This window comes from Kitasatospora sp. NPDC127060, from assembly GCF_042724935.1.
Lineage (GTDB): Bacteria > Actinomycetota > Actinomycetes > Streptomycetales > Streptomycetaceae > Kitasatospora.
Genome location: NZ_JBHXEG010000091.1, coordinates 1 through 26,564, shown reverse-complemented (window position 1 = coordinate 26,564; position 26,564 = coordinate 1). Strand labels below are relative to the sequence as shown.

The following is a 26,564-nucleotide window of genomic DNA, read 5'->3' as shown; positions in this document are numbered from 1 at the left end:
CGCGGCGAACGGACCCGGGGGCCTCCCGGTGCATCGAACCGATCGGCGTCAGCCGAGGTTGGCGATGGCCTCGTTGAAGGTCTTCGACGGGCGCATCACGGCCGCGGCCTTGGCCGGGTCCGGCTGGTAGTAGCCACCGAGGTCGACGGCCGAGCCCTGGACGGCGATCAGCTCGTCCACGATGGCCTTCTCCTGCTCGGTCAGCGCCTTGGCCAGGCCGTCGAAGGCCTGGGCCAGCTCGGCGTCGGCGGTCTGCTTGGCCAGCTCCTGGGCCCAGTACATGGCCAGGTAGAAGTGGCTGCCGCGGTTGTCGATGCCACCGAGGCGGCGGCTCGGCGACTTGTCCTCGTTGAGGAAGGTGCCGGTGGCGCGGTCCAGGGTGTCGGCCAGCACCTGGGCGCGGGCGTTGTCCGTGGTGGAGGCCAGGTGCTCGAAGCTGGCGGCCAGCGCGAAGAACTCGCCCAGGCTGTCCCAGCGCAGGTAGTTCTCCTTGACCAGCTGCTGGACGTGCTTCGGGGCGGAGCCGCCGGCGCCGGTCTCGAACAGGCCGCCGCCCGCCATCAGCGGGACGACCGACAGCATCTTGGCGCTGGTGCCCAGCTCCAGGATCGGGAACAGGTCGGTCAGGTAGTCGCGCAGCACGTTGCCGGTGACCGAGATGGTGTTCTCGCCGCGGCGGATGCGCTCCAGCGAGAACGTGGTGGCCTCGACCGGGGACATGATCTCGATCTGCAGACCGGTGGTGTCGTGCTGCGGGAGGTAGGCCTTGACCTTCTCGATCAGCACGGCGTCGTGGGCGCGCTCGGCGTCCAGCCAGAACACGGCCGGGTCGCCGGTGGCGCGGGCGCGGGTGACGGCCAGCTTGACCCAGTCCTGGATCGGCAGGTCCTTGGTCTGGCAGGCGCGGAAGATGTCGCCGGGCTGGACGGCCTGCTCCAGCACCACGTTGCCCTCGGCGTCGACCAGGCGGACGGTGCCGGCCGCGTCGATCTCGAAGGTCTTGTCGTGGGAGCCGTACTCCTCGGCCTTCTGGGCCATCAGACCGACGTTCGGGACGGAGCCGATGGTGGCCGGGTCCAGGGCGCCGTGGGCGCGGCAGTCGTCGAGGACGGCCTGGTACACGCCGGAGTAGCTGCTGTCCGGCAGCACGGCGAGGGTGTCGGCCTCCTGGCCGTCCGGGCCCCACATGTGGCCGGAGGTGCGGATCATGGCCGGCATCGAGGCGTCGACGATGACGTCGCTCGGCACGTGCAGGTTGGTGATGCCCTTGTCCGAGTCGACCATGGCCAGGGCGGGGCCCTCGGCCAGCTCGGCCTCGAAGGAGGCCTTGATCTCGGCGCCGTTCTCCAGCGCGTCCAGACCGGCCAGGATGCCGCCGAGGCCGTTGTTCGGGTTCAGACCGGCGGCGGCCAGCGCCTGGCCGTACGCCGCGAAGGTCTTCGGGAAGAAGGCGCGGACCACGTGGCCGAAGATGATCGGGTCGGAGACCTTCATCATGGTGGCCTTGAGGTGCACCGAGAACAGCACGCCCTCGGCCTTGGCCCGGGCGACCTGGGCGGCCAGGAACTCGTTCAGGGCGGCGACGCGCATCACCGAGGCGTCGACGACCTCGCCGGCCAGCACCGGGACCTTCTCGCGCAGGACGGTGGTGGTGCCGTCCTGGCCGAGCAGCTCGATGCGCAGGGCGCCGTCGGCGGCGATCACGGCGGACTTCTCGGTGGAGCGGAAGTCGTTCTCGCCCATGGTGGCGACGTTGGTCTTGGACTCGGCGGTCCAGGCACCCATGCGGTGCGGGTGGGTCTTGGCGTAGTTCTTGACCGACTGCGGGGCGCGGCGGTCCGAGTTGCCCTCGCGCAGGACCGGGTTGACGGCGCTGCCCTTGACCTTGTCGTAGCGGACGCGGACGTCCTTGTCCTCGTCGCTCTGCGGGTCGTCCGGGTAGTCCGGCAGGGCGTAGCCCTGGGCCTGCAGCTCGGCGATGGCGGCCTTCAGCTGCGGCACCGAGGCCGAGATGTTCGGCAGCTTGATGATGTTGGCGCTCGGGGTCTTGGCGAGCTCGCCGAGCTCGGCCAGGGCGTCACCGATGCGCTGGGCCTCGGTCAGACGCTCCGGGAAGCTGGCGATGATCCGCCCGGCCAGGGAGATGTCACGGGTCTCCACCCGCACACCCGCCGTCGAGGCGTACGCCTGGACCACCGGCAGGAACGAGTAGGTCGCCAGGGCCGGAGCCTCGTCGGTGTGCGTATAGATGATGGTCGAGTCAGTCATCGGTACTCCGCTTCACGTCTCCAACGTCTTGACGTCAAGATATCTCGTCCCGGGCCCCTCGCTCCACCTCCCCCCGCCCCTGCCCGGTGCGCCGGCCGGATCCGGGGCCCGCACAGCGGGCACCGGCGGCCGGATCCACCGTGGTCCGGAGCGCGCCGGATGGCAAGCGGAGCGCTCCCGGGCCGTACGGGACGGGCGGGGTTGGGGCGGATGTACGGCCCCGTTCCGGCCGAGTTCGGGCCGGCGCGGGACTGGCGTAGTCCAATCGGGTGAGCCGGGTGTCAGGAGTGCGTCAACGCACCACCTCATTCGGTCAACGCTGCGTCAGGACCGGCGACGTCCGGCAGGACCCGACCTAGCGTCGAGGCAAGCAGTTCCGGCAGCCACCACCACCCCACCCGGGAGCACCCGCATGGCCTGCGTCGTCTGGCACGTTCCGGTCACCACCACCGGCACCGGAAGCACCGCCGCCCTCCGCCTCTTCCGCATGCGCGACGGCAGCCGCTGCGCGGTCGGATTCTCCAGCCCCGACGCGCTCACCGCCCTCCTGGGGCCCGCGCAGGCCCACACCGAACTCGCCGAGGCCGCCCTGCGCGACCTCACCCGCCCGCTCGGCGTCGACACCCTGGTGCTCGACCCGGGCCTGGTCGCCCCGCCCGTCGCCACCGCCGTCACGCCCGGCGCCACCCCGGCCGCGGCCCCCGCCCCGGCCCCGACCGCCCACCTCCAGCACCGGTGACGGCCCCGCTACAGCTCGTCCCGGGCGGGTTCGACCCCGCTCCGGGACGTACCGAGCAGGTCCGGGCGCTGCACGCGATCGCCCGGATCAGCCACGGGCCGGTCCCGCTCGACTTCGACCGGCTGGCCGCTGAGTTCCCGGCCGTGCAGAGCGGCCTGGCGCTCGCCGGGGACGCCGATCTGGAGCTGCGCCTCGCCTGCACCGGCCCGGAGGAGCTGCGGGCGGTCGCCGCCGCCATCCTGCGGGCCGGCGCGGCCAAGGTCCGGATCGACCTGGTGCTGCGGACGCTGACCCCGGCGCCGGTGACGCTCCGGCCGGTGCCGTGAGCCGGGCGGATCACTCGAACCCGGGGCGGGGGTTGGGATTGACCGCCTGGCCGTCGATCTCCGCGCCCCAGGCGTCCTCCCCGCTGGCGTCCACGCAGTAGCCACTGCCCTCGACGTGCCCGCCCGCGGCCCGGCAGGTCGCGGCGGTGACGTCGCGCCGCGCGGCCCCCGCCGCCGGTGCGGGAGCCGCGGCACCGGCGACGAGGAGGACGGCGATCGCGGTCGTGACGGCCACCCGGGCCGCGCGTGAGCTCTTCATGCGGCCCACGACAGCACGGCGGCGTGCACCCGGCGACCACAGCTCGCCCGCCCGGGTGCACCCCGCCGCACCCCGCGGGCTACGACAGGTACGACGACCGGGTCAGGGCCGCGATCGCGGCCAACAGCAGCACCGAACCGGCCACCAGCCCGGCCGTGCAACGCTCGCCGAGGAACAGCACGCGCCGATCACCGCCGCCGTGGCCGGCTCCAGCAGCACCAGCACCGAGGCGGTGGTGCCCGGCACGGCGGTCAGCCCGCTGAAGTACCACCGGTAGGCGAGCAGGGTCGGCACCGTCCCGAGGAACAGCAGCGCTCCCCCGGTCAGCACCGGCCGCCCGGCGCTCGGCAGCACGCCCTGCAGCACCGCGAGTGGCAGCAGGCAGAGCAGCCCGGTCACGAAGGCGCCGGTGCCGGCCCGGGCCGAGCCGCCGCCCCGGGCCCACAGGGTCAGCGTGCTCTGGCCGGTCCCCGCGAGCAGCGCCAGGGCGACGCCCAGGGCCGGGCGCGGCCCGGCGGCCGGCGCCGCCACCAGCAGGGCGAGCCCGCCGAGGGCGAGCGCCACGGCGGCCACCGCCCGCCGGGTGAGGCGCTCGCCGAGCAGCAGGTGCCCGCCGAGGCTGGTGAGCACCGGCCCGGCGCCGATGGTGATCAGGGTGCCCAGCCCCAGGCCCGCGTAGTGCACGGAGCCGAAGTAGGCGCACTGGCTGACGGCCAGCCCGAGGCCAGTGAGCACGGCGGCGCCGCGCCGGGTGCCGCGCTCCCGACCCGAGGGCAGCAGCGCCACGCAGAGCGCCGCGACGCCGAAGCGCCAGCAGGAGACGGCCACCGGGCCGAGCCCGCTGGTGCGCATCAGGAGCGCGGCCACGGCTCCGCCCACCCCCCAGGCGACGGCGGCGGCGGAAATGGACAACAGGCCGTGCCGGAAGGGCACGGCGGTGCAGGAGGTCATGCGTCGGTGCTCCACGATGGTTCGCCGGTTCTGGTCCGCGGGGTACGCGGGCGGCAGCCATCGCCCCGGCGCCGGCGGGCTCTCCCGCTCGGCCGGGTCAGGTGAGGGGGCCGCCCGCTAGCGGACCGGCGGCGGGAGGATCACGAAACGCACGGGACCAGCCTACGACGGGCGGCCCACGGCATGGCTATGCGGGATACGTCATCCCTATAAACACGTGGGCGATCCATAATGCCCGACCGGATAGCGAAGCTCAATTCACGCTCAAATGGTGAACCTACTGACGAGTCACGTAACACGCCCATGAACAGAAGGCCCCCTACCTGCACGGATATCTGGCAAAGAAAGTAAACATTCAGCAATGAAATCTGTGCAGAGGTCTATGAATAGCCCTACTGTGTGGCAACTCTCCGCGCTCCGCCCACCCCGGAGCCCCCACACACAGAGAGATCATCCATGGCTTCCCTCAACCAGATCTCGCCGCCCGGCCAGAGCTCCGGCACCACCGGGACCACCCACCGGTCGCTCAAGCGCCACGTCGGACTCGTCGGCCTCATGTGGGCCTCGGTCGGCTCGATCATCGGCTCCGGCTGGCTCTTCGGCGCGAAGAGCGCCGTCACCGCCGCCGGACCGGCGGCCGTCATCTCCTGGGGCATCGGCGCCGTCGCGATCGTGCTGCTCGCGCTCGTGCACGCCGAGCTCGGCGGACTCTTCCCGGTCTCGGGCGGCACCGCGCGCTACCCGCACTACGCCTTCGGCGGCCTGGCCGGCATGTCCTTCGGCTGGTTCTCCTGGCTCCAGGCGGCCACCGTGGCACCGATCGAGGTCGAGGCCATGATCAATTACGCCAAGGACTCGCCCTGGGCCGGCGGACTGCTGAACGCCGACAAGACCCTGACCACCAGCGGGTTCATCGTCGCGACCGTGCTGATGGCGGTATTCGTCGCGGTCAATTTCCTCGGCGTGAAGATCCTCGCCCGGACCAACAGCATCGCCACCTGGCTGAAGATCTTCGTTCCTCTGCTCACGATCTTCCTGCTGGCGATCACCAGTTTCCACGGCTCCAACTTCACCTCGCACGGCTTCGCCCCGTTCGGCGCCAAGGGCGTGCTGGCCGCGATCAGCACCAGCGGCATCATCTTCGCGCTGCTGGGCTTCGAGCAGGCCATCCAGATCGCCGGTGAGAGCCGCAACCCCAAGCGCGACATCCCCCGCGCGGTGCTCGGCTCGGTCGCCATCGGCACCCTGATCTACACCCTGCTCCAGGTCGTCTTCATCGGCGCGCTGCCGGTCAGCGCCTTCGCCAACGGCTGGGCGAAGCTCGACTTCCCCGGCATCGACGGCCCCTTCGCCGGTCTGGCCACCCTGGTCGGCCTCGGCTGGCTGTCCTACGTGCTGAAGGTCGACGCGGTGATCTCCCCCGGCGGCACCGGCCTGATCTACACCACCTCCACCTCGCGGATCTCCTACGGCCTGAGCCGCAACGGCTACGCCCCGCAGAAGTTCGAGCAGCTGGACAAGAACGGCGTGCCGTGGTTCGGCCTGATCATCTCCTTCGTGACCGGCGTGATCTGCTTCCTGCCCTTCCCCAGCTGGCAGGAGCTGGTCGGCTTCATCACCTCCGCCAGCGTGCTGATGTACGCCGGCGCCCCGCTGGCCTTCGGCGCCCTGCGCCGCCGGCTGCCCGACCGGGAGCGCTCCTACCGGCTGCCGCTGGGCGCCGTGATCTCCCCGGCTGCCTTCGTGGTCTCCAGCCTGATCATCTACTGGGCCGGCTGGCAGACCCTGTCCCGCCTGGGCATCGCCATCGTGCTCGGCTACGCCCTGCTCGGCAGCTACGCGGCGTACGCGATCAAGAAGGGCCTGCCGAACGCGCCGCGGCTGAACTGGAAGGCCGCCCAGTGGCTGCCGGTCTACCTGCTGGGCCTCGGCCTGATCTCCTGGCAGGGCGGCTTCGGTGACGGCACCGGCCGGATCCCGATGTGGTACGACATGGCGCTCGTCTCGGTGTTCTCGCTGGTCATCTACTACTGGGCGATCCGGGTCGCGCTGCCCGCCGAGGAGATCGAGCGGGAGGTCGCCGACGTCGAGGTGGTCGACGCGGGCGGCCACTGATCCCTCCGAACACGCGGCAGGGTCCGCCGGACACCCGTCCGGCGGGCCCTGCCGCGTTCCGCTACAGGTCCAGCACCGCCCGCAGCGCGGCCTCGACCTCGGCCTCCGGGTCGGCCACCGGGCCCGGCGAGCGCCAGGCGACGAAGCCGTCCGGGCGCACCAGCAGCGCGCCGCCCGGGCCGATGCCGTGCAGGGCGGCGAAGTCCGTGCCCGGCTCCGGGGCCAGGTCGTCCTCGGCGCCGTCGCCGATCCGGTAGGCGTCCAGCGGCACGGCCAGCCGGTCGGCCGCCCGCCGGGCGCCCTGCTGCCAGGCCGTACCCTCCGGGTCGGTGAGCAGCACCATCGCCTGCTCGTAGAGGTCCAGCGTGGACAGCCGCACCCCCGCGCACAGCAGCCACTGGTGCGGCGCCCGGCTGCCCGGTTCGCCCGCGGACTCGAACGCCTCCGGGACGACCGGTCCGTGCCGGTCCGTACCGAGCACCGCGCCCCGCGGGTAGCGGTAGCCGAGCGCCACCGCGAGCACCCCGGCCTGCCGGCCGACGCCCGGGACCACCGCGTAGCCGGGGTGGCTGTGCTCGGCGGAGCGGGCCGAGGCCCGCTCGCCGGTGACCTCGGCGACCGGGCGGCGCTCCTGCCCGTACGTCTCCAGCAGGCCGGGGCCGGCCCAGCCGCAGAGGACGGCGGCCAGCTTCCAGGCCAGGTTGTGGGCGTCCTGGATTCCGGTGTTGGAGCCGAACGCGCCGGTCGGGGACATCTCGTGGGCGGAGTCCCCGGCGAGGAAGACCCGCCCGGCGCCGTACCGCTCGGCGACCCGTTCGGCGGCGTGCCAGGGCGCCTTGCCGGTCACCTCGACGTCCAGTTCGGGCAGGCCGACGGCGGTGCGGATGTGCCGCTCGCAGCGCTCGTCGGTGAAGGCCTCCAGCGGCTCGCCGTGCTCGGGGTGCCAGGGCGCGTGGAAGACCCACTCGGACTGGTTGTCCACCGGCAGCAGCGCGCCGTCCGCCTCCGGGGCGGTCAGGTAGCAGGCGATGAAGTGCCGGTCGCCCACCACCTCGGCCAGCCGCTTGCTGCGGAAGGTGATGCTGACGTTGTGGAACAGCTCGCCCTTGCCGGTCTGGCCGATGCCGAGCCGGGTCCGGGCCGGGCTGCGCGGGCCGTCCGCGGCGATCAGGTACTCCGAGCGCACCACCCGCTCCTCGCCGGTCTCCCGGCTGCGCAGCAGGGAGGTGACACCGTCGGCGTCCTGCTCGAAGGAGACCAGTTCGGTGCTGAACCGCAGGTCGCCGCCGAGTTCGCGGGCCGCCCGCAGCAGCACCGGCTCCAGGTCGTTCTGGCTGCACAGGCACCAGGCGCTGGGGCTGAACCGGGCCAGCCGGCCGCCCGGGTCGATCTCCCGGAACAGCCACTCCTGTTCCTCGCCGGTCAGCGAGGGTGCCTGGAGGATGCCGTGGTTCGGGGCCAGCACCGAGGCCGCCTCGCGGACCGCCGGCTCGATCCCGGCCACCCGGTACAGCTCCATCGTGCGGACGTTGTTGCCGCGCCCGCGCGGGTGATGCGAGGTGTCGGCGTGCTTCTCGACCAGCAGGTGCCGGACACCCAGCCGCCCGAGGAACAGCGCCGCCGACAACCCGACCAGGGAGCCGCCCACGATCAGGACCGGCACCCGCTCGTCAACCTTCGGATTCATCAATTGCTCCACCCTGTAAGGGGATTCCGCGGCCCGGCGACTGGCTCGGCACCGCCCTCGACGGGCCCGCTCAGCCGGGGGCCCCGCTCTTCCATCCCCCGCCCGAGGGGGACTGTGCCGCCGCTTCGCCCGGATGGCTCGCAAATCTCGCGCCGCGCCCGGTCGGCCGCTCACGATCGACCTCAGGCCTGGCGCCGCCTGCCCGGGCCGACCGCCACCGCACCTCCCTCCCACCGGCCGGGAGCACCCGCCGGACGCGGCCGTCACGGCCCGCCGCGTGCGGCCAAGAGCAGAAAGTGGATCATGACAACTCTGTCCGAACCGCAGCCGAAGCAGCACGAAGACTCCGACACCCGACTGAGGGTGGTGCTGATGCTGGAGATCCAGGACGGCGCCCAGCAGCGTTTCCTCGACGTCTACGAGCAGCTGCGCCACCAGGTCGCCTCGGTCCCCGGCCATGTCAGCGACCAGCTGTGCCAGTCCATCAACGACCCCCGCCAGTGGCTGATCACCAGCGAGTGGGAGGACCAGGAGACCTTCCTGCAGTGGGTGGACAGCCCCGCCCACCGCGAGATGGTCAAGCCGATGCACGGCTGCGTCAGCGACAACTTCCGTTCGCTGCGCTACGCCGTCCTGCGCGAGACCTCGGCGGCCGGCTCCACCGGCACCCGGGCCCCGATGGAGGTTCCGCCCGGCCTGCCGCGCAGCGAGCCCGCCGGGCACGTCGGCCCGCCGCGGGCCGACCCGGGCCCGGACGGCGTGGTGCGCCACGCGCTGACCTTCACGGTCAAGCCCGGCAGCGAGGCCGAGGTGGCCCGCATCCTGTCCGGCTACACCTCGCCCCGGGCAGAGGTGGACGAGCACACCCGGCTGCGCCGCACCTCGCTGTTCATGCACGGCAACCGGGTGGTGCGGGCCGTCGAGGTGGTCGGCAACCTCGGCGACGCGCTGCGCCACGTGGCGATGCAGCCCGAGGTGCGGGCGGTCGAGGAGGAGCTCAACCCGCACCTGGAGGAGGCCCGCCAGCTGGGCGACCCGCAGTCCGCCCGCGCCTTCTTCGCCAAGGCGGCGCTGCCCGCCCGGCACCAGGCGATCGCCAGCTCCCCCGCCTCCGGGCGGCTGCACCGGCACGCCGTGCTCTACCCCGTCCGCCCGGGCCGCGGCCAGGCAGTCGCCGAGCTTCTCTTCGACCACGACAACCTCGCCACCGCCGACCCGACCGGCCCGGTCGCGGCGGCCACCGTGTTCCAGCGCGAGGACACCGTGGTGCGCCTGGTCGACCTGCGGGTGCCGGCCGAGGCCGAACCGGCCGCCGCGCTCGGCGTGGCCGGCGACCAGGAGGCGGCCGAACTCGCCCCGCTGCTCGACCTCGGAGCGGCCGGCGACCTGCGCACCGTCGCGGGCCTGAGCGCGTTCCTCGCCGCCCGTGCCATGAGCCCGGTCACCGACCGCAGCTCCCAGAACGCCTGACCGCCGGCCAACCCTCTCGGAGGACAACCATCATGACCACGCAGTACCCGCGGATCATCAACCTCGACGAGGCCCCGGAGAACCGCCGCCACGGCGCCGAGCTGCGCACCATGCTCACCCCGCCCAGCTGCGGGGCGACCAGCGGCTTCATGGGCCTGGCCATCATCAAGCCCGGTGAGCGGATCAACGAGCACTACCACCCGTACTCCGAGGAGTTCGTGTTCGTCGTCTCCGGCGACCTCGAGGTGGACCTGGACGGGGAGACCCGGCCGCTCAAGCCCGACCAGGGGCTGATGATCCCGATCAACATGCGCCACCGCTTCCGCAACGTCGGCGACACCGAGGCCCGGATGGTCTTCCACTGCGGCCCGCTCGCCCCGCGCCCCGACCTCGGCCACGTGAGCACCGAGGAGTCCGCAGGCACCGGGGAGAGCGCCGCCTCGGGCCCGCCGGAACCCGCCAAGGTGGTCTCGTGACGCGGCGGGTCGCCGTCACGGGAATCGGTGTGGTCGCGCCCGGAGGGATCGGCATCCCGGCGTTCTGGGAGCTCCTGACGTCCGGCCGCACCGCCACCCGGGGCATCACGCTCTTCGACCCGGCCGGGTTCCGCTCCCGGATCGCGGCCGAGTGCGACTTCGACCCGGCGGCCCACGGACTGACCCCGGAGGACGTCCGACGGGCCGACCGCTACGTGCAGTTCGCGATGGTCGCGGCCGCCGAGGCGGTCGCCGACGCCGGCCTGGACCTGGCCGTCGAGGACCCGTGGCGGATCGCCGTCTCGCTCGGCACCGCCGTCGGCGGCACCACCCGGCTGGAGCACGACTACGCCCTGGTCAGCGCCACCGGCGCGCGCTGGGACGTGGACCACCGGCACGCCGAGCCCCAGCTGCACCGGGCCTTCGCTCCCAGCACGCTGGCCTCCGCGGTGGCCGAACGGGTCGGCGCCCACGGCCCGGTGCAGACCGTCTCCACCGGCTGCACCTCCGGACTGGACGCGATCGGCTACGGCTTCCAGGCCGTCGAGGAGGGGCGCGCCGACATCTGCGTCGCCGGCGCCTCCGACTCCCCGATCTCGCCGATCACCGTCGCCTGCTTCGACGCCATCAAGGCCACCAGCGAGCGCAACGACGACCCGGAGCACGCCTCCCGCCCCTTCGACGCCCACCGGGACGGCTTCGTCCTCGGCGAGGGCGGCGCCGTCCTGGTGCTGGAGGAGCTGGAGCACGCCCGCCGCCGGGGCGCCCGGATCTACGGCGAGATCGGCGGCTTCGCCACCTTCGGCAACGCCTACCACATGACCGGCCTCACCAAGGAGGGGCTGGAGATGTCCCGGGCGATCGACCACGCGCTCGACCACGCCAAGGTCGACCGCACCGACGTCGACTACGTCAACGCGCACGGCTCGGGCACCAAGCAGAACGACCGGCACGAGACCGCCGCGGTCAAGCGCTCGCTGGGCGACCACGCCTTCAGGACGCCGATGAGCTCGATCAAGTCGATGGTCGGGCACTCGCTCGGCGCGATCGGCGCGATCGAGGTGGTCGCCTGCACCCTCGCGCTGGCCCACGGCGTGGTGCCGCCGACCGCCAACTACGAGACTCCCGACCCGGAGTGCGACCTCGACTACGTGCCGCGCACCGCGCGTGAGCTGCCGCTGAGCCACATCCTCTCGGTCGGCAGCGGATTCGGCGGATTCCAGTCCGCCGTCGTGCTCAACAGAACGGGGTGAGATCCATGACGTCACGTCAGCAGGGCCGCCGGGCGGTGGTCACCGGTCTCGGCGTGGTGGCGCCGAACGGTGTCGGTGCCGACGCCTTCTGGAAGGCCACCAGGCAGGGCGTGAGCGTCCTCGACCGGATATCCCGCGAGGGCTGCACCGAGCTGCCGCTCAAAGTCGCGGGCGAGGTGAGGGAGTTCGAGCCGCAGTCGGTGATCGACAGCCGTTACCTCGTGCAGACCGACCGCTTCACGCACTACGCGATGGCCGCCGCCGACCTGGCGGTGACCGACGCCGGGTTCCGGCCCGACCCCGAAGACCCCTTCGCGGTCGGCGTGGTGACCGCGGCGGGCTCCGGCGGCGGCGAGTTCGGCCAGCGCGAACTCCAGCAACTCTGGGGCCAGGGGCCGAGGTTCGTCGGACCGTACCAGTCCATCGCCTGGTTCTACGCGGCCAGCACCGGCCAGATCTCGATCCGCGGCGGCTACAAGGGCCCGTGCGGGGTGGTCGCCAGCGACGAGGCCGGCGGCCTGGACGCCCTCGCGCACGCCGCCCGCTCGGTCGAGCGCGGCACCGACGCCGTGGTGGTCGGCGCCGCCGAGGCCCCGCTGGCGCCGTACTCCATGGTCTGCCAGCTCGGCTACCCCGAGCTGAGCCTGGCCGACCGGCCCGACGCGGCTTACCTGCCGTTCACCGCCCAGGCCTGCGGTTTCGCCCCCGCCGAGGGCGGCGCGATGCTGCTGCTGGAGGACGAGCAGGCGGCCCGGCGGCGCGGCGCCGCCGTCCGGGCGTACCTGGCCGGGCACGGCGCCACCTTCACCGGGGCCTCCCGCTGGGAGGAGTCCCGGGAGGGGCTGGCCGCCGCGATCCGGATCGCGCTGGACGAGGCCCGGATCGCGCCCGAGGAGATCGACGTGGTCTTCGCGGACGCGCTCGGCGTCCGCGCCGCCGACCGGGCCGAGGCCCTGGCACTGGCCGACACGCTCGGTCCGGCTGCCGAGAGGGTCCCGGTCACCGCCCCCAAGTCCGGTACGGGCAGGGCCTATTGCGGCGCCCCGATGCTGGACGTGACGGCCGCCGTGCTGGCCATGGAGGACGGCGTGCTGCCGCCCACCCCCAATGTCACCGAGGTCTGCCACGACCTCGCCCTGGTGACCGACCGCGCCCGCCCGGCCGAACTGCGCACCGCGCTGGTGCTCAGCCGCGGGCTGATGGGCTCCAACTCCGCGCTGGTGCTCCGCCGCGGCGAGCCGTCCTGACCCCTGAACCCCCGATCCACCGCACTTCGAAGGGAACCCCGTGAGCAACACCCTCAGCTATCCCGAACTGGCCGCCCTACTCCAGTCCCGGGCCGGCGTCACCGTCGACCCGAGCGACCTCGAGCGGCCGGGCGCCCAGTTCGACGACTTCGGCGTCGACTCGCTCGGACTGCTCGGCATCGTCGGCGAGCTGGAGAACCGGCACAGCCTCAAGGTCACCTCCGGCGCCGAGAGCGCCAAGACCCCGGCCGAGTTCCTGGAGCTGGTCAACGCCTCCCTGTCCGCGAAGGCAGGTGCCTGAGATGCCCGGCCACACCGACAACGAGATCGTCATCAACGCCCCGGTCGACCTGGTCTGGGAGATCACCAACGACCTGGAGAACTGGCCGGAGCTGTTCAGTGAGTACGCCTCGGTCGAGGTGCTGGAGCGCGAGGGCGACCGGGTGCAGTTCCGGCTCACCATGCACCCGGACGAGAACGGCAAGGTCTGGAGCTGGGTCTCCGAGCGCACCACCGACCGCTCCTCGCTCGCGGTCAGGGCCCGCCGGGTCGAGCCCGGCCCGTTCGAGTTCATGGAGATCCGCTGGGAGTACGCGGAGGTCCCGGCCGGCACCAGGATGCGCTGGATCCAGGACTTCGCGATGAAGCCCACCGCGCCGGTGGACGACGACGGCATGGTCAACCACATCAACAAGAACTCCCGGATCCAGATGCAGCTGATCCGCGAGAAGGTCGAGAAGCGGGCGGCCGAACGATGACCGGGACCCACCGCGCCCTCATCGTCGCCCGGATGAAGCCCGAGGCCGCCCCGGACATCGCCGAGGTGTTCGCCGACTCCGACCGGGGCGAGCTGCCGCACCTGATCGGCGTCACCGGCCGCAGCCTCTTCCAGTTCGGCGACGTCTACCTGCACCTGATCGAGGCCGACCGCCCGCCGGGCCCGGCCGTCGCCAAGGTCCTCGGCCACCCGGAGTTCCGGACCGTCAGCGACCGCCTCACCGCCTACGTCCAGGCGTACGACCCGGCCACCTGGCGCGAGCCCAAGGACGCCATGGCTCGCGAGTTCTACCGCTGGGACCGCTGACCGCCACCGCGGTCCGCCGTCCCTCTGGGCCCGCCCCCGGCCGTGCGCCGGGGGCGGGCCCACGCGCGCCCACCACCCGGAGGCGCGGGGCGCCAGTACCACCCGGCGGCGACGTGTGGCGCCACTACCACCCGGCGCCACGCCAGGTTCACCCGGATCGCCGGGGCACCCGGGTGAACACGCCCCGGACTCCACCCGAAGGGCGCACGGAGCGTACCGGTGCTGCCACGCTCCGGTGGCAGTCGGCCGCACCGTGGTTGACGGTGGATCAGGCGCCACTTTCCGCGAGTCCCCTTGCCCGGCATCGTGCCGGCGGTCGCGGTCCGCGCGCCGGAAGGATCATCCTCATGCGTTCTGCACGTACGCTGCTCGCCGGAGCGGCCGTCGCCGCCGTCCTCACCGTCGGCACCCCCATGGCCTTCGCCGACGGCTCCTCCTCGGACCAGGGCAAGAACCTCACCTGGCAGGAGAAGCAGCCCGACAACAAGGGCGGTTCCGGCTACGACGACAAGAAGTCCGGCGGCTCCGACGAGCACAAGGGATCGGGCGAGCACAAGGGCAACGACGACCACAAGGGCAACGACGAGCACAAGGGCAGTGACGGCCGGGGCTCCGGCGGCCGCGACGAGGAGTACGCCTCCCCGCACGGCGGCGTGCACACCGGCGGCGGTGGCCTGGCGCTGTCCGGCGGCGGCCTCGCCTCCGGCGCGGTGCTGCTGCTCGGCGGCCTGGGGGCCGGCGCGTACGCGCTGCGCCGCGGCCGCCGTACGTCCGGCGCGGTCGCCTGACCCTGCCGGCTGATGCCTGCTGCCTGATGCCGCCTCTGGGCGCCTCCCCCGGCCGGGGTGGGGCGCACGGAGGCGGCGGGCCGTTGCGGAACCCCGACGAAGGAACGTCGAGCGGAGGACAGGAATGACGGGCGGTCCCGGGTCCGGAATGCCCCGGCTGCTGCGCGGCGGCATGGGCGCGGCTGCGGTCGGCCTGCTGCTGATCTACAACTCGGTGGACACCGGGCCGAACGGGGACACGACGGTCGGCCAGGCCGCTCCCCCGGCGGCCGTCGCCCCCGCCGTCCCGGGCGCGGTGGCGGCCGCCACCACCGCGAACGCCTCGCCCGCGGCGCCGGGCTCGCCGGTGCTCAAGCGCTCCAAGCCGACCCGGCTGCGGATCCCGCAGATCGCGGTGGACGCGCCGTTCACCGAGCTCACCCTGGGCCCCGCCGGGCAGCTGAACGCGCCGCCGCCCGACGACAAGAACCTGGTCGGCTGGTACCGGGACGGCGCCGCCCCCGGCGAGCGCGGCAGCGCCGTCGTCGCCGGGCACGTGGACACCACCAAGGGCCCGGCGGTCTTCCTGCTGCTGAGCCTGCTGCTGCCCGGCAACAAGGTCGAAGTGAGCCGCGCGGACGGCACCGTGGCGGTCTTCACCGTCGACGCGGTGGAGACCTTCGCCAAGAACGCCTTCCCGGACCAGAAGGTGTACGGCAAGACCCCGGACGCCCAGCTCAGGCTGATCACCTGCGGCGGCACCTACGACAAGAAACGGCGGGACTACCTGGACAACGTGGTGGTCTTCGCCCACCTGGAGTCCTCCCACAAGGCCTGAACCCACGCGACGGCCGCTGCTCCCCGACCCGTGGGGAACAGCGGCCGTCGCGTACGGGCCGGGCGGCTCAGCCGCGGACGGTGGCCTCGAAGGCGTGCAGGTAGGGGTTGACCGGGCGGACGGCGGCGACGTCGAGGCCGGCCTCCTGCATCAGCCGGACCATGCTGTCCTCGGAGTGCTTGGCGCCGCCCACGTTGAGCATCAGCATCAGGTCCATGGCGGTGGTGAAGCGCATCGAGGGGCTGTTGTCGACGAGGTTCTCGACCACCACGACGCGGGCGCCGGGGCGGGCCACGGCGACCACGTTGGCGAGGGTGCGGCGGGTGCTGTCGTCGTCCCACTCCAGGATGTTCTTGATGATGTAGAGGTCGGCGCGCACCGGGATCTCCACCCGGCAGTCGCCGGGCACCAGGCGGGCGCGGGCGGAGAAGGCGCCGCCGTCCTGCAGCCGGGGGTCGGCTCCGGCGACGACCTTGGGGAGGTCGAGCAGGGTGCCGTGCAGGGCCGGGTGCTTCTCCAGCAGGCTGGCCAGCACGTGGCCCTGGCCGCCACCGATGTCCGCGACCGAGTCGATGCCGGTGAGGTCCAGGTAGCCGGCGAAGTCCATGGCGGACTGGCGGCTGGAGGTGGTCATCGCCTTGTCGAAGACCTTCGCCGAGTCGCCGGCGTCGCTGTGCAGGTAGTCGAAGAACTCCTTTCCGAACAGCTCGGGGAAGACGTTGCGCCCGGAGCGCACCGCCTCGTCCAGCTTCGGCCAGGCCTCCCAGGTCCACGGCTCGGTGCACCAGAGGGCGATGTGGCGCAGCGAGTTGGGGGCGTCCTCGCGCAGCAGCCGGGACATCTCGGTGTGTTCGAAGCAGTCGTCGCCGGTCTCGGCGAAGAGCCCGTAGCAGGTGAGCGCGCGCAGCAGCCGGCGCAGCTGGCGGGGCTCGGTGTCGAGCCGCGCGGCGAGTTCGGTGACGGCGGTCGGGGTGTCGCCGAGGACGTCGGCGACACCGAGCCGGGCGGCGGCGCGCACGGCGGCGGCGCAGGCGGCGCCGAAGACGAGCTCGCGCAGGCGCATCGCGGCCTGGGGCGTGGGGTTGACGGGTGCGGTGGTCATGGGCTGGTCCTTCTCGATCGGGGTCGTCAGCAACGGCCGGACGGCTCGGAGACCGAGCAGGTGTTGCGGGCGAAGGAGTTGTCGGTGCCGGAGTCGCGGTCGGCGAGGTCGGCCGGGCCGTTGCCGCTCAGGTGGTTGTCGGCGACGGTCGCCCGGGTGTTGGGGATGCCGACGGCGCTCTTGAAGAGCACGATGCCGCCGGAGAAGTCCGAGGCGCCGACGTTGTCGTGGACCTCGTTGTCGGTGACCCGGGCGTCCTCGGTGCCGGTGAGCACGATGCCGGCGCCCTGGATGGCGCCGAGGCGCGGGTTGGCCGGGCAGAACTTGTTGTTGGCGACCACCCGGTTGCGCCGGATGTCGAGGTCCCCGGCGCGGGGCACGCCCTCGTCGCCGACCACGAAGACGCCGCTGCAGTTGCCGCTGATCCGGTTGCCCTGGACGGTCAGCACCCGCAGTCGGCGCACGGTGACGCCGACCCGGTTGCCGGTGAGCTCGTTGCCCTCGACGACGGTGCCCCCGGTGTCGGGCGCGCCGCCCTCGCGGTAGGCGTAGTTGGCGAGGAAGACGCCGGACTGGCCGTTGTCCACCGAGCGGTTGCCGACGATGGCGGCCTTGGTGGAGATCTCCTGGCTGATGCCCTGCTGGGCGTTGTCGTGGACGTAGGTGGCGCGGACGGTCAGGCCGGTGGTGCCGCTGGCGTCGATGCCGTTCTTCCGGAAGCCGGTGACGGCCAGGGCCTCCACCGTGACGCCGGGCAGCGGGGCGGCCTCGGTGCCGACCACGCAGACGCCGTGCCCGGCGGTGGCGCAGGCGTTCTCGGTGCCGTCCCCGGGGGTGATCACGCTGTCCGGTCCGGAGCCGCGCAGGGTGAGGTCGGGCGTGGCGATGCGGACGCTGCCGCGGTAGGTGCCGGGGAGGAGCTGGATCGTGTCGCCGGGGTGGGCGGCGTCGACGGCTCGCTGAATCGATTCTCCCGGCTGGACGAAGAGCACCGCGCCATCGGCGGCCTGGGCCGCGGGGACGGCGGCCAGGGTGGCGAGGACGGTGGTCAGGGCGGTGGCCGCGGCGGTGGCCGCGGCGAGGTGGTGGAGCCGACGGGTGGGCATGGTGGTGACCTGTCTTTCGGCGCGCTTGGTGCGGCGGGTGCGGCGGGTGGGGCAGCGGGGACGGTGCGGCGGTGGGACGTGCGGCGGTACGGAGGTGGGGCAGCGGGGACGTGCTGCCCGGGAGGCGTTCCGACCCGGCGTGTGCGGGCGGTGACGTTCGGTGAGTGCGGCCGAGTCGACGGTACGGGCGCCCCGTGGGAGCCGCCACCAGGGCTGGGCTGCCGGACTGACGGGGCGTCGGCCGCCGGTGGGACGCCCCGGCGTGGCGCGCTTACCCGGCGCCAGGACGGGCCCGCGCGCCGTCGCCCGCCGGGCCCGTGGCATCCTCGGGGGCATGAGCACCGCGCCCGGACCGACCGCCGCCGCCCTCCGCAATCCGATCGGCGCCCACGTCCCGGTGGCCGGCCGCGGCCTGGCGGGCACGGGACTGGCGTACGCCCGCAGGGTGGGCGCCGAGACGGTGCAGGTGTTCGTGGCCAACCCGCGCGGCTGGGCCACCCCCGCGGGCAACCCGGCGCAGGACGAGGAGTTCCGCACCGCCTGCGCCGAGCAGGGCATCCCGGCCTGGGTGCACGCGCCGTACCTGATCAACTTCGGCTCGGACAACCCGGCCACCCGGGAGCGCTCGGCCGACTCGCTGCGGCACTCGCTGCACCGCGGGCACGCGATCGGTGCGCTCGGCGTCGTGCTGCACACCGGCTCGGCGGTCGGGACGGCACCCGGCGGCGGCTCGCGCCGGGCCGAGGCGATGGCCCAGGTGCGCGCCGACGTCCGGCCGCTGCTGGACGAACTGGACGCGCTCGGCGACGACGCCCCCTGGCTGCTGCTGGAGCCGACCGCCGGGCAGGGCAGCTCGCTCTGCTCCCGGCTGGAGCAGCTGGCCGAGTACGTGGAGGCCCTGGACGGGCACCCCAAGGTGGGCGTCTGCCTGGACACCTGCCACGCCTTCGCCGCCGGGCACGACCTGGCCGCTCCCGGCGGGGTGACGGCCGCGCTGGACGCCCTGGCCTCGGCGGCCGGCCCGGGTCGGCTGCGGCTGATCCACGCCAACGACTCGGAGGACGTGGTCGGCGCCCGTAAGGACCGGCACGCCAACATCGGCGCCGGGATGATCGGCGCGGAGCCGTTCCGGGAGCTGTTCGAGCACCCCGAGACGGCCGGGGTGCCGCTGCTGGTGGAGACCCCGGACCGCAAGCACGGCGGGGACGGCACCGGGCACGCGATGGACATCGCGGTGCTGCGGGAGCTGCGCGAGCGGGCGGCCGTACCGGCCTGAGGCCCGCCGGGGCGGCTGTCGCCGGCGCCCGCCCGACCCGCTGCGGCGGGCGAGCACGGGTGCGCCCGGGACCGCTACGCGGTCCCGGGCTCACCCGTCGATCAGTCGATCAGCAGTCGCCGATGCAGTCGTCCTCGGTGTGGGCGTGGACGTTGGTCCAGTTGGCGTGCGGGCCGAACAGGCCGACACCGGCGCTGCCCATCTCCAGGCTCTGCCCGGTCGACGAGTGCGACGCGTGCCAGTTCGCCATCGCCGGCGCCGGCGCCGCGAGGGCGGCGGCACCCGTCACCACGGTGATCACGGCGAACTTGCGGATGTTCCCACGAAGCGACATCTGATGTCCCTTTGGCTTGTCTCTGGTCCTCGACCCGCGCCCCCGAACGGCCAGTTCGAGCCGATTCGACGGGCCGGGCGACGCCCCACCGGGAGGCGCCGGGCCAAGGTTGGCACACGAACCCGCACCGGAGGCGCGCGCCGCAACCGCGCTGGGACATTCGGGTGACACATCTCCCCCTGCCGGACGAACGCGGTCGTACGCCTGCATTCCGGGTCGAACAGCTTCTCGGGGCGCCCCGGACGAGTGCCCGTCCGAGCGGCCCGGGACCGCAAGTCTTGCGGCGATCCGCCGGGCGGAATGAACAAATCCCATCGATTTGGTGCAAGGTGCCGCGCAGTCCGAGCATGAACGGTCGCTCCACCGAGCGCGAGCAGGACCACGAAAGGCGCACCACCCTCATGCAGACCAGCCCCGCCGCAGCCCGGCAGGCGACCCGACCGAGCGCTCCGGCCGGCCTCGACCCGGCAGGCCCGGAGCCGGTCACCCCCGCTCCCCCGCAGAACGGCCGCCGCTTCGGGCTGCCGACCGCCACCGCCCTGGTGATGGGCAACATCATCGGCGGCGGCATCTTCATGATCCCGGCCGCGGTGGCGCCGTTCGGGACGGTCAGCCTGCTCGCCTTCGTCGTCCTCACCGTGGGAGCGATCGCCCTCGCCCTGGTCTTCGGACAGCTGGCCCGCCGCAACCCGCGCACCGGCGGGCCGTACGTCTACGCCCGGGAGGCCTTCGGGGACTTCGCCGGGTTCCTGTCGGCCTGGTCGTACTGGATCACCACCTGGGTCAGCAACGCCGCGCTCGCGGTGGCCGCCGTCGGCTACCTGGACGTACTGGTGCCGCTGCACCACGACATCGCGCTGGAGATCACCGCCGCGCTGGCCCTCCAGTGGCTGCCCGCGCTGGCCAACCTGGCCGGCACCCGGTTCGTCGGCGCCGTCCAACTCGTCTCCACCGTCCTGAAGTTCATCCCCCTGCTGCTGATCTCGGTGGGCGGGCTGTTCTTCTTCGACCCGAAGAACATCGGGCCCTTCGACGCCGGCGGCCAGGGCTGGATGGGCGGCATGACGGCCGCCGCGGCGATCCTGCTGTTCAGCTACCTGGGCGTGGAGTCGGCCGCGATGAGCGCCGGGCAGGTCCGCGACCCGGAGCGCAACGTCGGCCGGGCCAGCGTGCTGGGCACCAGCGGCGCCGCGGTGGTCTACCTGCTGGGCACCCTCGCCGTCTTCGGCACCGTCGCGCACCAGCAACTGGTCAGCTCCAGCGCGCCGTTCTCGGACGCCATGAACGGCATGTTCGGCGGCACCTGGGGCGGCACGGTGATCGCCGTCGCCGCGCTGATCTCGATGACCGGCGCGCTCAACGGCTGGACCCTGCTCGCCGCCCAGGCGCCGTACGCGGCCGCCAAGGACGGGCTGTTCCCGGCCGCCTTCGGCCGGGAGAAGCGCGGCGTGCCGACCTTCGGCGTGATCGTCAGCGTCGCCCTCGCCTCGGTGCTGACCATCGCCAACTTCGCCAGCGGCGCCAAGGGCGCGTTCAACATGCTGGTGCTGGTCACCACCTTCACCGCGGTGGTGCCCTATCTGCTGTCCACCGCCGCCCAGTTGTACTGGCTGGTCCGCGGCGCAACCGACAAGGTCAACGGCCCGCACCTGGTGCGCGACGCCGTCCTCGGCCTCGGCGCCTTCGCCTTCTCGCTCTGGCTGCTGGCCGGCGCCGGCTACGCCGCCGTCTACCAGGGCGTGCTGTTCCTGTTCGCCGGCGTCCTGGTGTACGTCTGGCTGGCCGGGCGCCGCCGCTAGGTCCTGTCCGCGACCCGCCGGGATCGCGGCTACGGAACGGCACTCCTCACCGGAAGGGGCTCTCCCGCGAGGTCCCTCACGGGCCCAGATCTGCGCGGGCGGCAGTCCGACGCACTCGGGGCCGTTCACCAACGCCACTACCGCATCACGCTCTTCGGCCGTCAGGGCCGACGGCTGGACCTGCGGAGACCGGGGCTCCCGCACAGGCGGTGGCCGCGGTCTGCGGTAGTGGATCGCGCCGGAGCGACCGGTCAGCCGGTACACGGCCGTAGTGCCCAACCCGTGTTCGACAGCGGTGAACGCCTCCTCCACGACCGGGCCGGCGGCGTGCCTCAGTCGGCGCTCTCGGAGATCGTTTCCAAGAGCGCCGGCGCTTTTCCCAGAACCTCCAACGCGGCCCTGCTCCGGGCGAGTTCATGCTCCAGGCCCGCCCGTACCGTCCGTGAACCTCGGGCGGTCGACGAGCCCAAGCTCGGTGCCTCCTTCTCCGTCAAGGACTCATGGACCACCTCCCATGACCTCCAGCTCGATGTACCGCCCAGGACCAAGGTGTACTGGCGTTCCGGTTCCGTTCAGGTGTCGGTCGACATCACCGAGAACTACGTACGCTCGAACTGCTCCGTCGGGGTCAGCAACGGCAAGGCCGTCCTGGGCACGCTGTTGGACGACGTGGAGAGCGTGCCGAGCCCGGGCTGCGGCAACCCCATGGCGGGCCAGGTGCCGCTCGGTCTCAACAGAGGTGGTGGCGGCGGTGGCGTCCAGGGCGGGAGGACGGGAGGACGGGACACCGTCCGGGACGGACGAACTGGGGTACCCCGGGGAGGTCCCCCCAGAAGCCGACCGGACCCCAACCGGTCACGTCGGTCCACGGGTTGCCCGATGACACCCAGCTCATCGCCACGGACACGGGACGCGTCCACAGGATGGCCGGCGGCGCACGGGAGGGCCTCCTCGGCTACGCCCGTGCGCCGTTCTACAGCGGCGGCACCGGCAAGGCCGACCTGGTGTCCGCGGACGCCGACGGGGACCTCCGACAGTTCGGGAACATCGACGGGCTCGCGTTCAAGTGGGCGCCGGCACAGGTGGTGAAGAGCCTCCAGGCCGATCCGTCCCGGGTCTTCTTCGCCGACCTGACCGGCAGCGGTCGCAAGGACCTGGTCGTCGACAACCCGGACGGGACGCTCACGGCCTGGCCGAACACCGGCTCCGGCTACGGCTCGTCCCGGCAGGTCGGCTCCGGCTGGAACGGCCCCGCCCGCATCCGCTTCGCCGACCTCAACGGCGACGGCAGGGCCGAGGTCATCTCGATCGACGCCAACGGGAACCTGCGTGCCTCCCGCACCATCGACGGCATCAGCGGAAACCGGGCCGACGGTGTCACCGTCGACACCGGCCGGAACGATCCCACCCGTACCGTCCTCGCCTGACCGACATCCACCGAAGGGCGGCAGATCACCGGCCGTAGCCCCTTCACACCCGCCGCGGTCGGGTGGCCCCGGCAACGGTCCGGCCACCCGACCGCGCCCACTGCGCGAGGCGGGGACCGGCACCTGCCGGCCGGCGGAGGGCCTCGCCGGTGCAGCGGTGAGCGATCGGTAAGCGATCGGTAAGACGCCCCTGCCTACATTCGAGGCACACACCCGTGGGGGGGACGGCCGGGTCCGCGCAGGGGACGGACCCGGCCGCGGGTGTGTACCGTCCGTGGACCAGCCGAACCGTCCGTGAGCCATCCGCGGCGCTCACCCGTCGTGCGACAGCGCGTCCGCGTCGCCGTTCGCCGGGCCCTCGCCCAGCTCCCGGGCCTCACGCCGCACCCGTTCGGCGGGCCCGGCCAGCCCCGCCGCCTCGTAGGCGCGCCCGAGCGCCCGCAGCGCCTCGGCGAGGAACGACCGCCAGCCGCGGGCCCGCCAGAGCAGGACGGACTCCTCCAAGTGCGCGACGGCCGCTTCGTGCTGCCCCGCCGCGAGGTCCAACTCGCCCAGGATGCCCAGGGCTTGGGCGAGGTGGTGGCCCAACTCGAAGCGCCGCGCGATGGCCAGCGCCGCCTCCGCCGTCTGCCGCGCCCGGTCGTCGCCGGTCTTCGCGTGGAGCGTGGCCAGGTAGAGCAGGGAGAACGCCTCGGCGTAGCTGTCGCCGAGCGAGCGGGCCATCGCGAGCGAGCTCATGAGCAGGTCGCACCCGCGCCCGACGTCGCCCGCGCGGCCGTGGGCGGCCCCGAGGAACTGGATCGCGGTGGCCTCGAAGCGGACGTTGCCGATCATGCGCGCCAGGCGCAGCGTCTCGGTGAGGTGCTCGATGGTGCGGCCGAGGTCGGTCTCGCCGTGGGCGACGGCGATGATCTGGTGCGCCTTGGCCACTCCGCCGGGGTGGTCGTGGCCGGCGGCGAGGTCCAGGGCGCGGTGGGCGGTGTCGAGGGCCTCGCGTGCGCGGCCCTGGGCGACCAGGCTCCAGGCGAGCAGGACGAGGGCGTCGGCGGCGCCGCGCGGTTCGCCCACCTGCTCGAACAGATCGAGAAGCTGCCGCGCGCGGCCGTCCAGCGCGACCATCGCCTCGGTCCCGTCGGCGGGGGTCGCCCAGGTGGTCACCTCGATGAGGCCGCGGGTGAGCACGGCCGTGCCGACGACGTCGCCGGCCGCCTTGCAGACCTGGAGGAGGGCGAGGTTGGTGGTGCGCCAGTCGTCGTAGAGGCCGCGGACGTCGCAGTACTTCTCCTGGCACGCGGCAAGGTCCCAGGCGGTCGGGACGAGGCGCAGCGCGGCGGCCTGCCGGGCGCACGCGTTGAGCGCGGGCTGCTCGACGTCGAACCAGGCCATCGGGTCGTCGAGCAGCCGCGCCGCGGGGCCGTCCGGCAGCGGGCGGCGCGGGGCGGCGCTGTGGATCGCGGCGAAGCAGGGCCCCGGCACCTGGTCGCCGGCCTGTTCGGCGAGCCAGAGCCAGGCGCCGAAGGCCCGTTCGAGGGCGTCGGCGCGATCGGCGGGGTCGTCGGTGGCCTGGGCGTGCTCGCGGGCGTAGAGCCGGACGAGGTCGTGGAAGCGGTAGCGAAGGTGGGGCTCGGTGCCGGTCTCCTGGAGGAGCTGGGCGTCGATGAGCTCCTCCAGCTGCCGCTCGGCCTCTTCCAAGGGGATGTCTGCGAGCGCGGCGGCGGCCCAGGGGGCGAAGTCGGGTGCGTCGAGCAGGCCGAGCAGGCGGAAGGTGCGGCGGGTCGACTCCGGCAGCCGGGTGTAGCCGACGGCGAAGCCCGCCCGCACGGCCAGGTCACCGGCCGCGAGCTCGTCGAGGCGGCGGCGCTCGTCGCGCAGCAGCTCGGCGAGGCGGGCGAGGCTCCAGCGCGGGCGGGCGGCCAGGCGGGCCCCGGCGATGCGGACGGCGAGCGGCATGCCCCCGCACAGGTCGGCGATCTGCCCGGCGGCGACGGGTTCGGTGGAGACCCGCGCGTCGCCGACGATGTGGCGCAGCAGCGTCTCGGCGTGGGCGGCGTCGAACCCGCCGAGGTCGATGAGCCGGGCGCCGGGCAGGGCGGTGAGGGTGGCGCGGCTGGTGACGAGCGCGGCCGTTCCGGGCTGCGCCGGGCTGCCGGGGAGCAGGGACCGGAGCTGGCCCTCCCCCGCGGCGTTGTCCAGGAGGACGAGCACGCGGCGGTCGGCGAGCAGGGTGCGGTAGAGGGCCGCGCGTTCGTCGAGGGACTCGGGGATCTCCCGGGCGTCGGCGCCGAGGGCGCGCAGGAAGGCGGCGAGCACGCGGGCCGGGTCGGCCGGTTCGTCGTCGGCGCCGCGCAGGTCCGCGTAGAGGCGGCCGTCGGGGTAGTCGGCGGCGGCACGGTGGGCGGCGTGGACGGCGAGAGCGGTCTTGCCGATGCCGCCCATGCCCGAGACCACCGGCACGCGGCCCTCGGACAGGGCGGCGAGGACGAGCCGCAGGTGCTCCTCGCGGCCGGTGAAGTCCGGCAGGTCGGGCGGGAGTTGGCTCGGCGCGCGGGCCGGTCGGGCGCCGTCGTGATCGCGGGCCAGCAGCGCGAGGAAGACGCTCTGGACCTGCTCGCCCGGCTCGATCCCGAGCTCCTGGGCCAGCCTCCGGCGCAGCGTCTGGAAGCGGCGCAGCGCCTCGGCGGGGCGGCCGTCGGCGGCGAGCAGTTCGAGGAGGGCCGCCTGCACGGGCTCGTCGAAGGGGTGCTCCTCGGCGAGCGCCGTCACGGCCGGCAGGGCGCAGCGGGGGTCGGCGGTGCGGGCGAGGGTGAGGGCGGTGGTGCGGACGGTCTCCTCGACCGCCGTCAGCAGCGGGTCCTCGCGGTTGAGCCGGTCCAGCCCGGCCAGCACCGGGCCGCGCCGCAGGTCGAGCGCGGCGGCCGGCTCCCCGTCGGCGGCCAGCCGCCGGAAGCGCCCGAGGTCGACGGCCTCGGGGCGGACGGCCAGCCGGTAGCCCTCGGCGTCGGATTCCAGCACGACCGTGCCGTCCCCGAACGTCGCGAGCCACCCGCGCAACCGGGACACCCCGGTGTGCACGGCGCCCCGGCCGACCCGGTCGGTCTGCCCGGCCCACACGAGCTCCAGCAGCCGCGCGGCCGACAGCCGCTCGCTCTCCGCGAGCAGCAGCGCGCCCAGCAGCCCGCGCAGCACCGCCGCCCGGGGCAACGCCTGCGGCTCCGAGTCCACGGCGACCGCCAGCGGACCCAGCACCCCGAACGTCATCCCCATCGGTTCCAGCCCCTCACGCTCGTCACTCGAACAGGCCGCTCCCCGCACACGTGATCATGGCAGCGGTGCGGACACCGAGCAACGGCCCCGCGCAACGCTATCGGGCCCGCCTGCGCGGGGCCCGTGCGCTGCCGGTCAGTCGGTGGGGGCGGACGCCGCTCGCTCCGTTCGGGGCGCCGGGCGCTTCGGGACCGGATGATCAAGCACGCGCGGGGTTGCTAGAGTCAGCGGTGATGATGTTCCGCACCACCTACACCGGACGGGAACGGTGAGCCCGGTGACTTCGCCCACCTCGCGGCAGCCCCCGGTGGTGAGCGTGCCGCTCTACCAGCACAAGGCGGAGTTCTTCAAGACGCTCGGCCACCCCGCTCGGATCCGGGTGCTGGAGCTGCTGAGCGAACGTGAGCAGGCCGTCGCGGAGCTGTTGCCCGAGGTCGGGATCGAGGCCGCGCACCTGTCCCAGCAACTGGCGATCCTGCGCCGCACCGGGTTGGTCGCCTCCCGCCGGGAAGGCGGCACGGTGCTCTATCGCCTCACCACACCCGAGGTCGCCGAGCTCCTGGCGGTCACCCGCTCGATCCTGGGCACCCTGCTCACCGACCGCGCCGAGCTCCTGGACGAGTTGCGCGGCGACACCGGCCCCACCGAGCACGGGGCATAGGCCCGCTCGTTCCGCTGGAGCCCCCGTTACCTTCTTCGTGGCCCTGAAACGGGGCTCCTGGCCTCCGGGTCCGGCATGACTGTTGCCCCCTGTCGATCGCATGACCTGGGGGGTG

24 protein-coding genes are annotated in these 26,564 nt (G+C 73.4%); 16 read left to right on the top strand and 8 right to left on the bottom strand.

Annotation, left to right across the window (positions count from 1 at the left end):
• Nucleotides 1-48: 48 nt before the first annotated feature.
• Entirely contained in the window at nt 49-2,268 is a 2,220-nt protein-coding gene (locus tag ACFWIS_RS34485) for an NADP-dependent isocitrate dehydrogenase (protein ID WP_380457144.1), read from the bottom strand.
• Nucleotides 2,269-2,680: 412 nt separating this feature from the next.
• On the opposite strand from ACFWIS_RS34485, the gene ACFWIS_RS34480 reads away from it, so the two are divergent.
• Nucleotides 2,681-3,007, top strand: coding sequence for an SAV_915 family protein (locus ACFWIS_RS34480; RefSeq protein WP_380457146.1), 327 nt, complete (start codon nt 2,681-2,683; stop codon nt 3,005-3,007).
• Nucleotides 3,004-3,333 carry a hypothetical protein gene (locus tag ACFWIS_RS34475; protein ID WP_380457148.1) on the top strand — a complete coding sequence of 110 codons (330 nt, stop codon included), beginning with the start codon at nt 3,004-3,006 and terminating at the stop codon, nt 3,331-3,333. Before ACFWIS_RS34480 ends, ACFWIS_RS34475 begins: the two co-directional genes overlap by 4 nt.
• 10 nt (nt 3,334-3,343) lie before the next feature.
• Here the strand turns inward: ACFWIS_RS34475 and ACFWIS_RS34470 are convergent, their stop codons facing one another.
• Nucleotides 3,344-3,592 carry a hypothetical protein gene (locus ACFWIS_RS34470; protein WP_380457150.1) on the bottom strand — a complete coding sequence of 83 codons (249 nt, stop codon included), beginning with the start codon at nt 3,590-3,592 and terminating at the stop codon, nt 3,344-3,346.
• 102 nt (nt 3,593-3,694) lie between these two features.
• A complete protein-coding gene (locus ACFWIS_RS34465) occupies nt 3,695-4,543 on the bottom strand; it encodes an EamA family transporter (protein ID WP_380457152.1) in 849 nt (282 codons plus the stop codon).
• Between the two features lie 456 nt (nt 4,544-4,999).
• Here ACFWIS_RS34465 and ACFWIS_RS34460 point away from each other — a divergent pair, with 456 nt between their 5' ends.
• On the top strand, nt 5,000-6,658 hold the full coding sequence (locus tag ACFWIS_RS34460; RefSeq protein ID WP_380457154.1) for an APC family permease: 1,659 nt from the start codon (nt 5,000-5,002) through the stop codon (nt 6,656-6,658).
• Nucleotides 6,659-6,719: 61 nt separating this feature from the next.
• On the opposite strand, the gene ACFWIS_RS34455 is transcribed toward ACFWIS_RS34460, so the two are convergent.
• Nucleotides 6,720-8,345, bottom strand: a complete 1,626-nt coding sequence (locus tag ACFWIS_RS34455) for an FAD-dependent oxidoreductase (RefSeq protein ID WP_380463439.1) — start codon at nt 8,343-8,345, stop codon at nt 6,720-6,722.
• Nucleotides 8,346-8,648: 303 nt separating this feature from the next.
• Between ACFWIS_RS34455 and ACFWIS_RS34450 the strand changes: the two genes are divergently transcribed.
• The 9 genes from ACFWIS_RS34450 (at nt 8,649) to ACFWIS_RS34410 (ending at nt 15,480) form a co-directional block, all read left to right on the top strand.
• A complete protein-coding gene (locus ACFWIS_RS34450) occupies nt 8,649-9,815 on the top strand; it encodes a SchA/CurD-like domain-containing protein (RefSeq protein ID WP_380463437.1) in 1,167 nt (388 codons plus the stop codon).
• Between the two features lie 32 nt (nt 9,816-9,847).
• Entirely contained in the window at nt 9,848-10,291 is a 444-nt protein-coding gene (locus tag ACFWIS_RS34445) for a cupin domain-containing protein (RefSeq protein WP_380463434.1), read from the top strand.
• Nucleotides 10,288-11,544 carry a beta-ketoacyl-[acyl-carrier-protein] synthase family protein gene (locus ACFWIS_RS34440; protein ID WP_380463432.1) on the top strand — a complete coding sequence of 419 codons (1,257 nt, stop codon included), beginning with the start codon at nt 10,288-10,290 and terminating at the stop codon, nt 11,542-11,544. The genes ACFWIS_RS34445 and ACFWIS_RS34440 overlap by 4 nt, the downstream gene beginning before the upstream one ends.
• A 5-nt stretch (nt 11,545-11,549) precedes the next feature.
• Nucleotides 11,550-12,791, top strand: a complete 1,242-nt coding sequence (locus ACFWIS_RS34435; protein ID WP_380463430.1) for a ketosynthase chain-length factor — start codon at nt 11,550-11,552, stop codon at nt 12,789-12,791.
• A gap of 40 nt (nt 12,792-12,831) precedes the next feature.
• Complete coding sequence (locus tag ACFWIS_RS34430) at nt 12,832-13,092, top strand: acyl carrier protein (protein ID WP_380463428.1); 261 nt, start codon at nt 12,832-12,834, stop codon at nt 13,090-13,092.
• 1 nt (nt 13,093) lies between these two features.
• On the top strand, nt 13,094-13,549 hold the full coding sequence (locus ACFWIS_RS34425) for an SRPBCC family protein (protein WP_380463426.1): 456 nt from the start codon (nt 13,094-13,096) through the stop codon (nt 13,547-13,549).
• Nucleotides 13,546-13,875 carry a TcmI family type II polyketide cyclase gene (locus tag ACFWIS_RS34420; RefSeq protein ID WP_317621160.1) on the top strand — a complete coding sequence of 110 codons (330 nt, stop codon included), beginning with the start codon at nt 13,546-13,548 and terminating at the stop codon, nt 13,873-13,875. The genes ACFWIS_RS34425 and ACFWIS_RS34420 overlap by 4 nt, the downstream gene beginning before the upstream one ends.
• Before the next feature lie 347 nt (nt 13,876-14,222).
• The gene (locus ACFWIS_RS34415; protein ID WP_380463424.1) at nt 14,223-14,663 is read left to right on the top strand and encodes a hypothetical protein; all 441 of its coding nucleotides are present in this window, start codon (nt 14,223-14,225) and stop codon (nt 14,661-14,663) included.
• Nucleotides 14,664-14,787: 124 nt separating this feature from the next.
• Nucleotides 14,788-15,480 (top strand): class F sortase, encoded by a 693-nt coding sequence (locus ACFWIS_RS34410; protein ID WP_380463421.1) that lies wholly within the window; start codon nt 14,788-14,790, stop codon nt 15,478-15,480.
• 67 nt (nt 15,481-15,547) lie between these two features.
• Here the strand turns inward: ACFWIS_RS34410 and ACFWIS_RS34405 are convergent, their stop codons facing one another.
• Both ACFWIS_RS34405 and ACFWIS_RS34400 read right to left on the bottom strand, forming a co-directional pair.
• Nucleotides 15,548-16,582: a methyltransferase gene (locus ACFWIS_RS34405; RefSeq protein WP_380463420.1), complete on the bottom strand. Its 1,035-nt coding sequence runs from the start codon at nt 16,580-16,582 to the stop codon at nt 15,548-15,550.
• A gap of 26 nt (nt 16,583-16,608) precedes the next feature.
• Nucleotides 16,609-17,688, bottom strand: coding sequence for a nitrous oxide reductase family maturation protein NosD (locus tag ACFWIS_RS34400; RefSeq protein ID WP_380463418.1), 1,080 nt, complete (start codon nt 17,686-17,688; stop codon nt 16,609-16,611).
• A gap of 334 nt (nt 17,689-18,022) precedes the next feature.
• Between ACFWIS_RS34400 and ACFWIS_RS34395 the strand changes: the two genes are divergently transcribed.
• Nucleotides 18,023-18,964 (top strand): deoxyribonuclease IV, encoded by a 942-nt coding sequence (locus ACFWIS_RS34395; protein ID WP_380463416.1) that lies wholly within the window; start codon nt 18,023-18,025, stop codon nt 18,962-18,964.
• Nucleotides 18,965-19,073: 109 nt separating this feature from the next.
• Here ACFWIS_RS34395 and ACFWIS_RS34390 read toward each other — a convergent pair whose 3' ends face one another.
• Nucleotides 19,074-19,298: a hypothetical protein gene (locus ACFWIS_RS34390; protein WP_380463830.1), complete on the bottom strand. Its 225-nt coding sequence runs from the start codon at nt 19,296-19,298 to the stop codon at nt 19,074-19,076.
• Between the two features lie 401 nt (nt 19,299-19,699).
• On the opposite strand from ACFWIS_RS34390, the gene ACFWIS_RS34385 reads away from it, so the two are divergent.
• Nucleotides 19,700-21,097, top strand: coding sequence for an amino acid permease (locus ACFWIS_RS34385; protein WP_380463834.1), 1,398 nt, complete (start codon nt 19,700-19,702; stop codon nt 21,095-21,097).
• A gap of 923 nt (nt 21,098-22,020) precedes the next feature.
• Nucleotides 22,021-22,524, top strand: coding sequence for an FG-GAP repeat domain-containing protein (locus ACFWIS_RS34380; RefSeq protein ID WP_380463828.1), 504 nt, complete (start codon nt 22,021-22,023; stop codon nt 22,522-22,524).
• 312 nt (nt 22,525-22,836) lie between these two features.
• On the opposite strand, the gene ACFWIS_RS34375 is transcribed toward ACFWIS_RS34380, so the two are convergent.
• Nucleotides 22,837-25,788, bottom strand: coding sequence for an ATP-binding protein (locus ACFWIS_RS34375; protein WP_380463826.1), 2,952 nt, complete (start codon nt 25,786-25,788; stop codon nt 22,837-22,839).
• Between the two features lie 310 nt (nt 25,789-26,098).
• Between ACFWIS_RS34375 and ACFWIS_RS34370 the strand changes: the two genes are divergently transcribed.
• Complete coding sequence (locus ACFWIS_RS34370; protein ID WP_380463832.1) at nt 26,099-26,449, top strand: ArsR/SmtB family transcription factor; 351 nt, start codon at nt 26,099-26,101, stop codon at nt 26,447-26,449.
• Nucleotides 26,450-26,564: the final 115 nt, after the last annotated feature.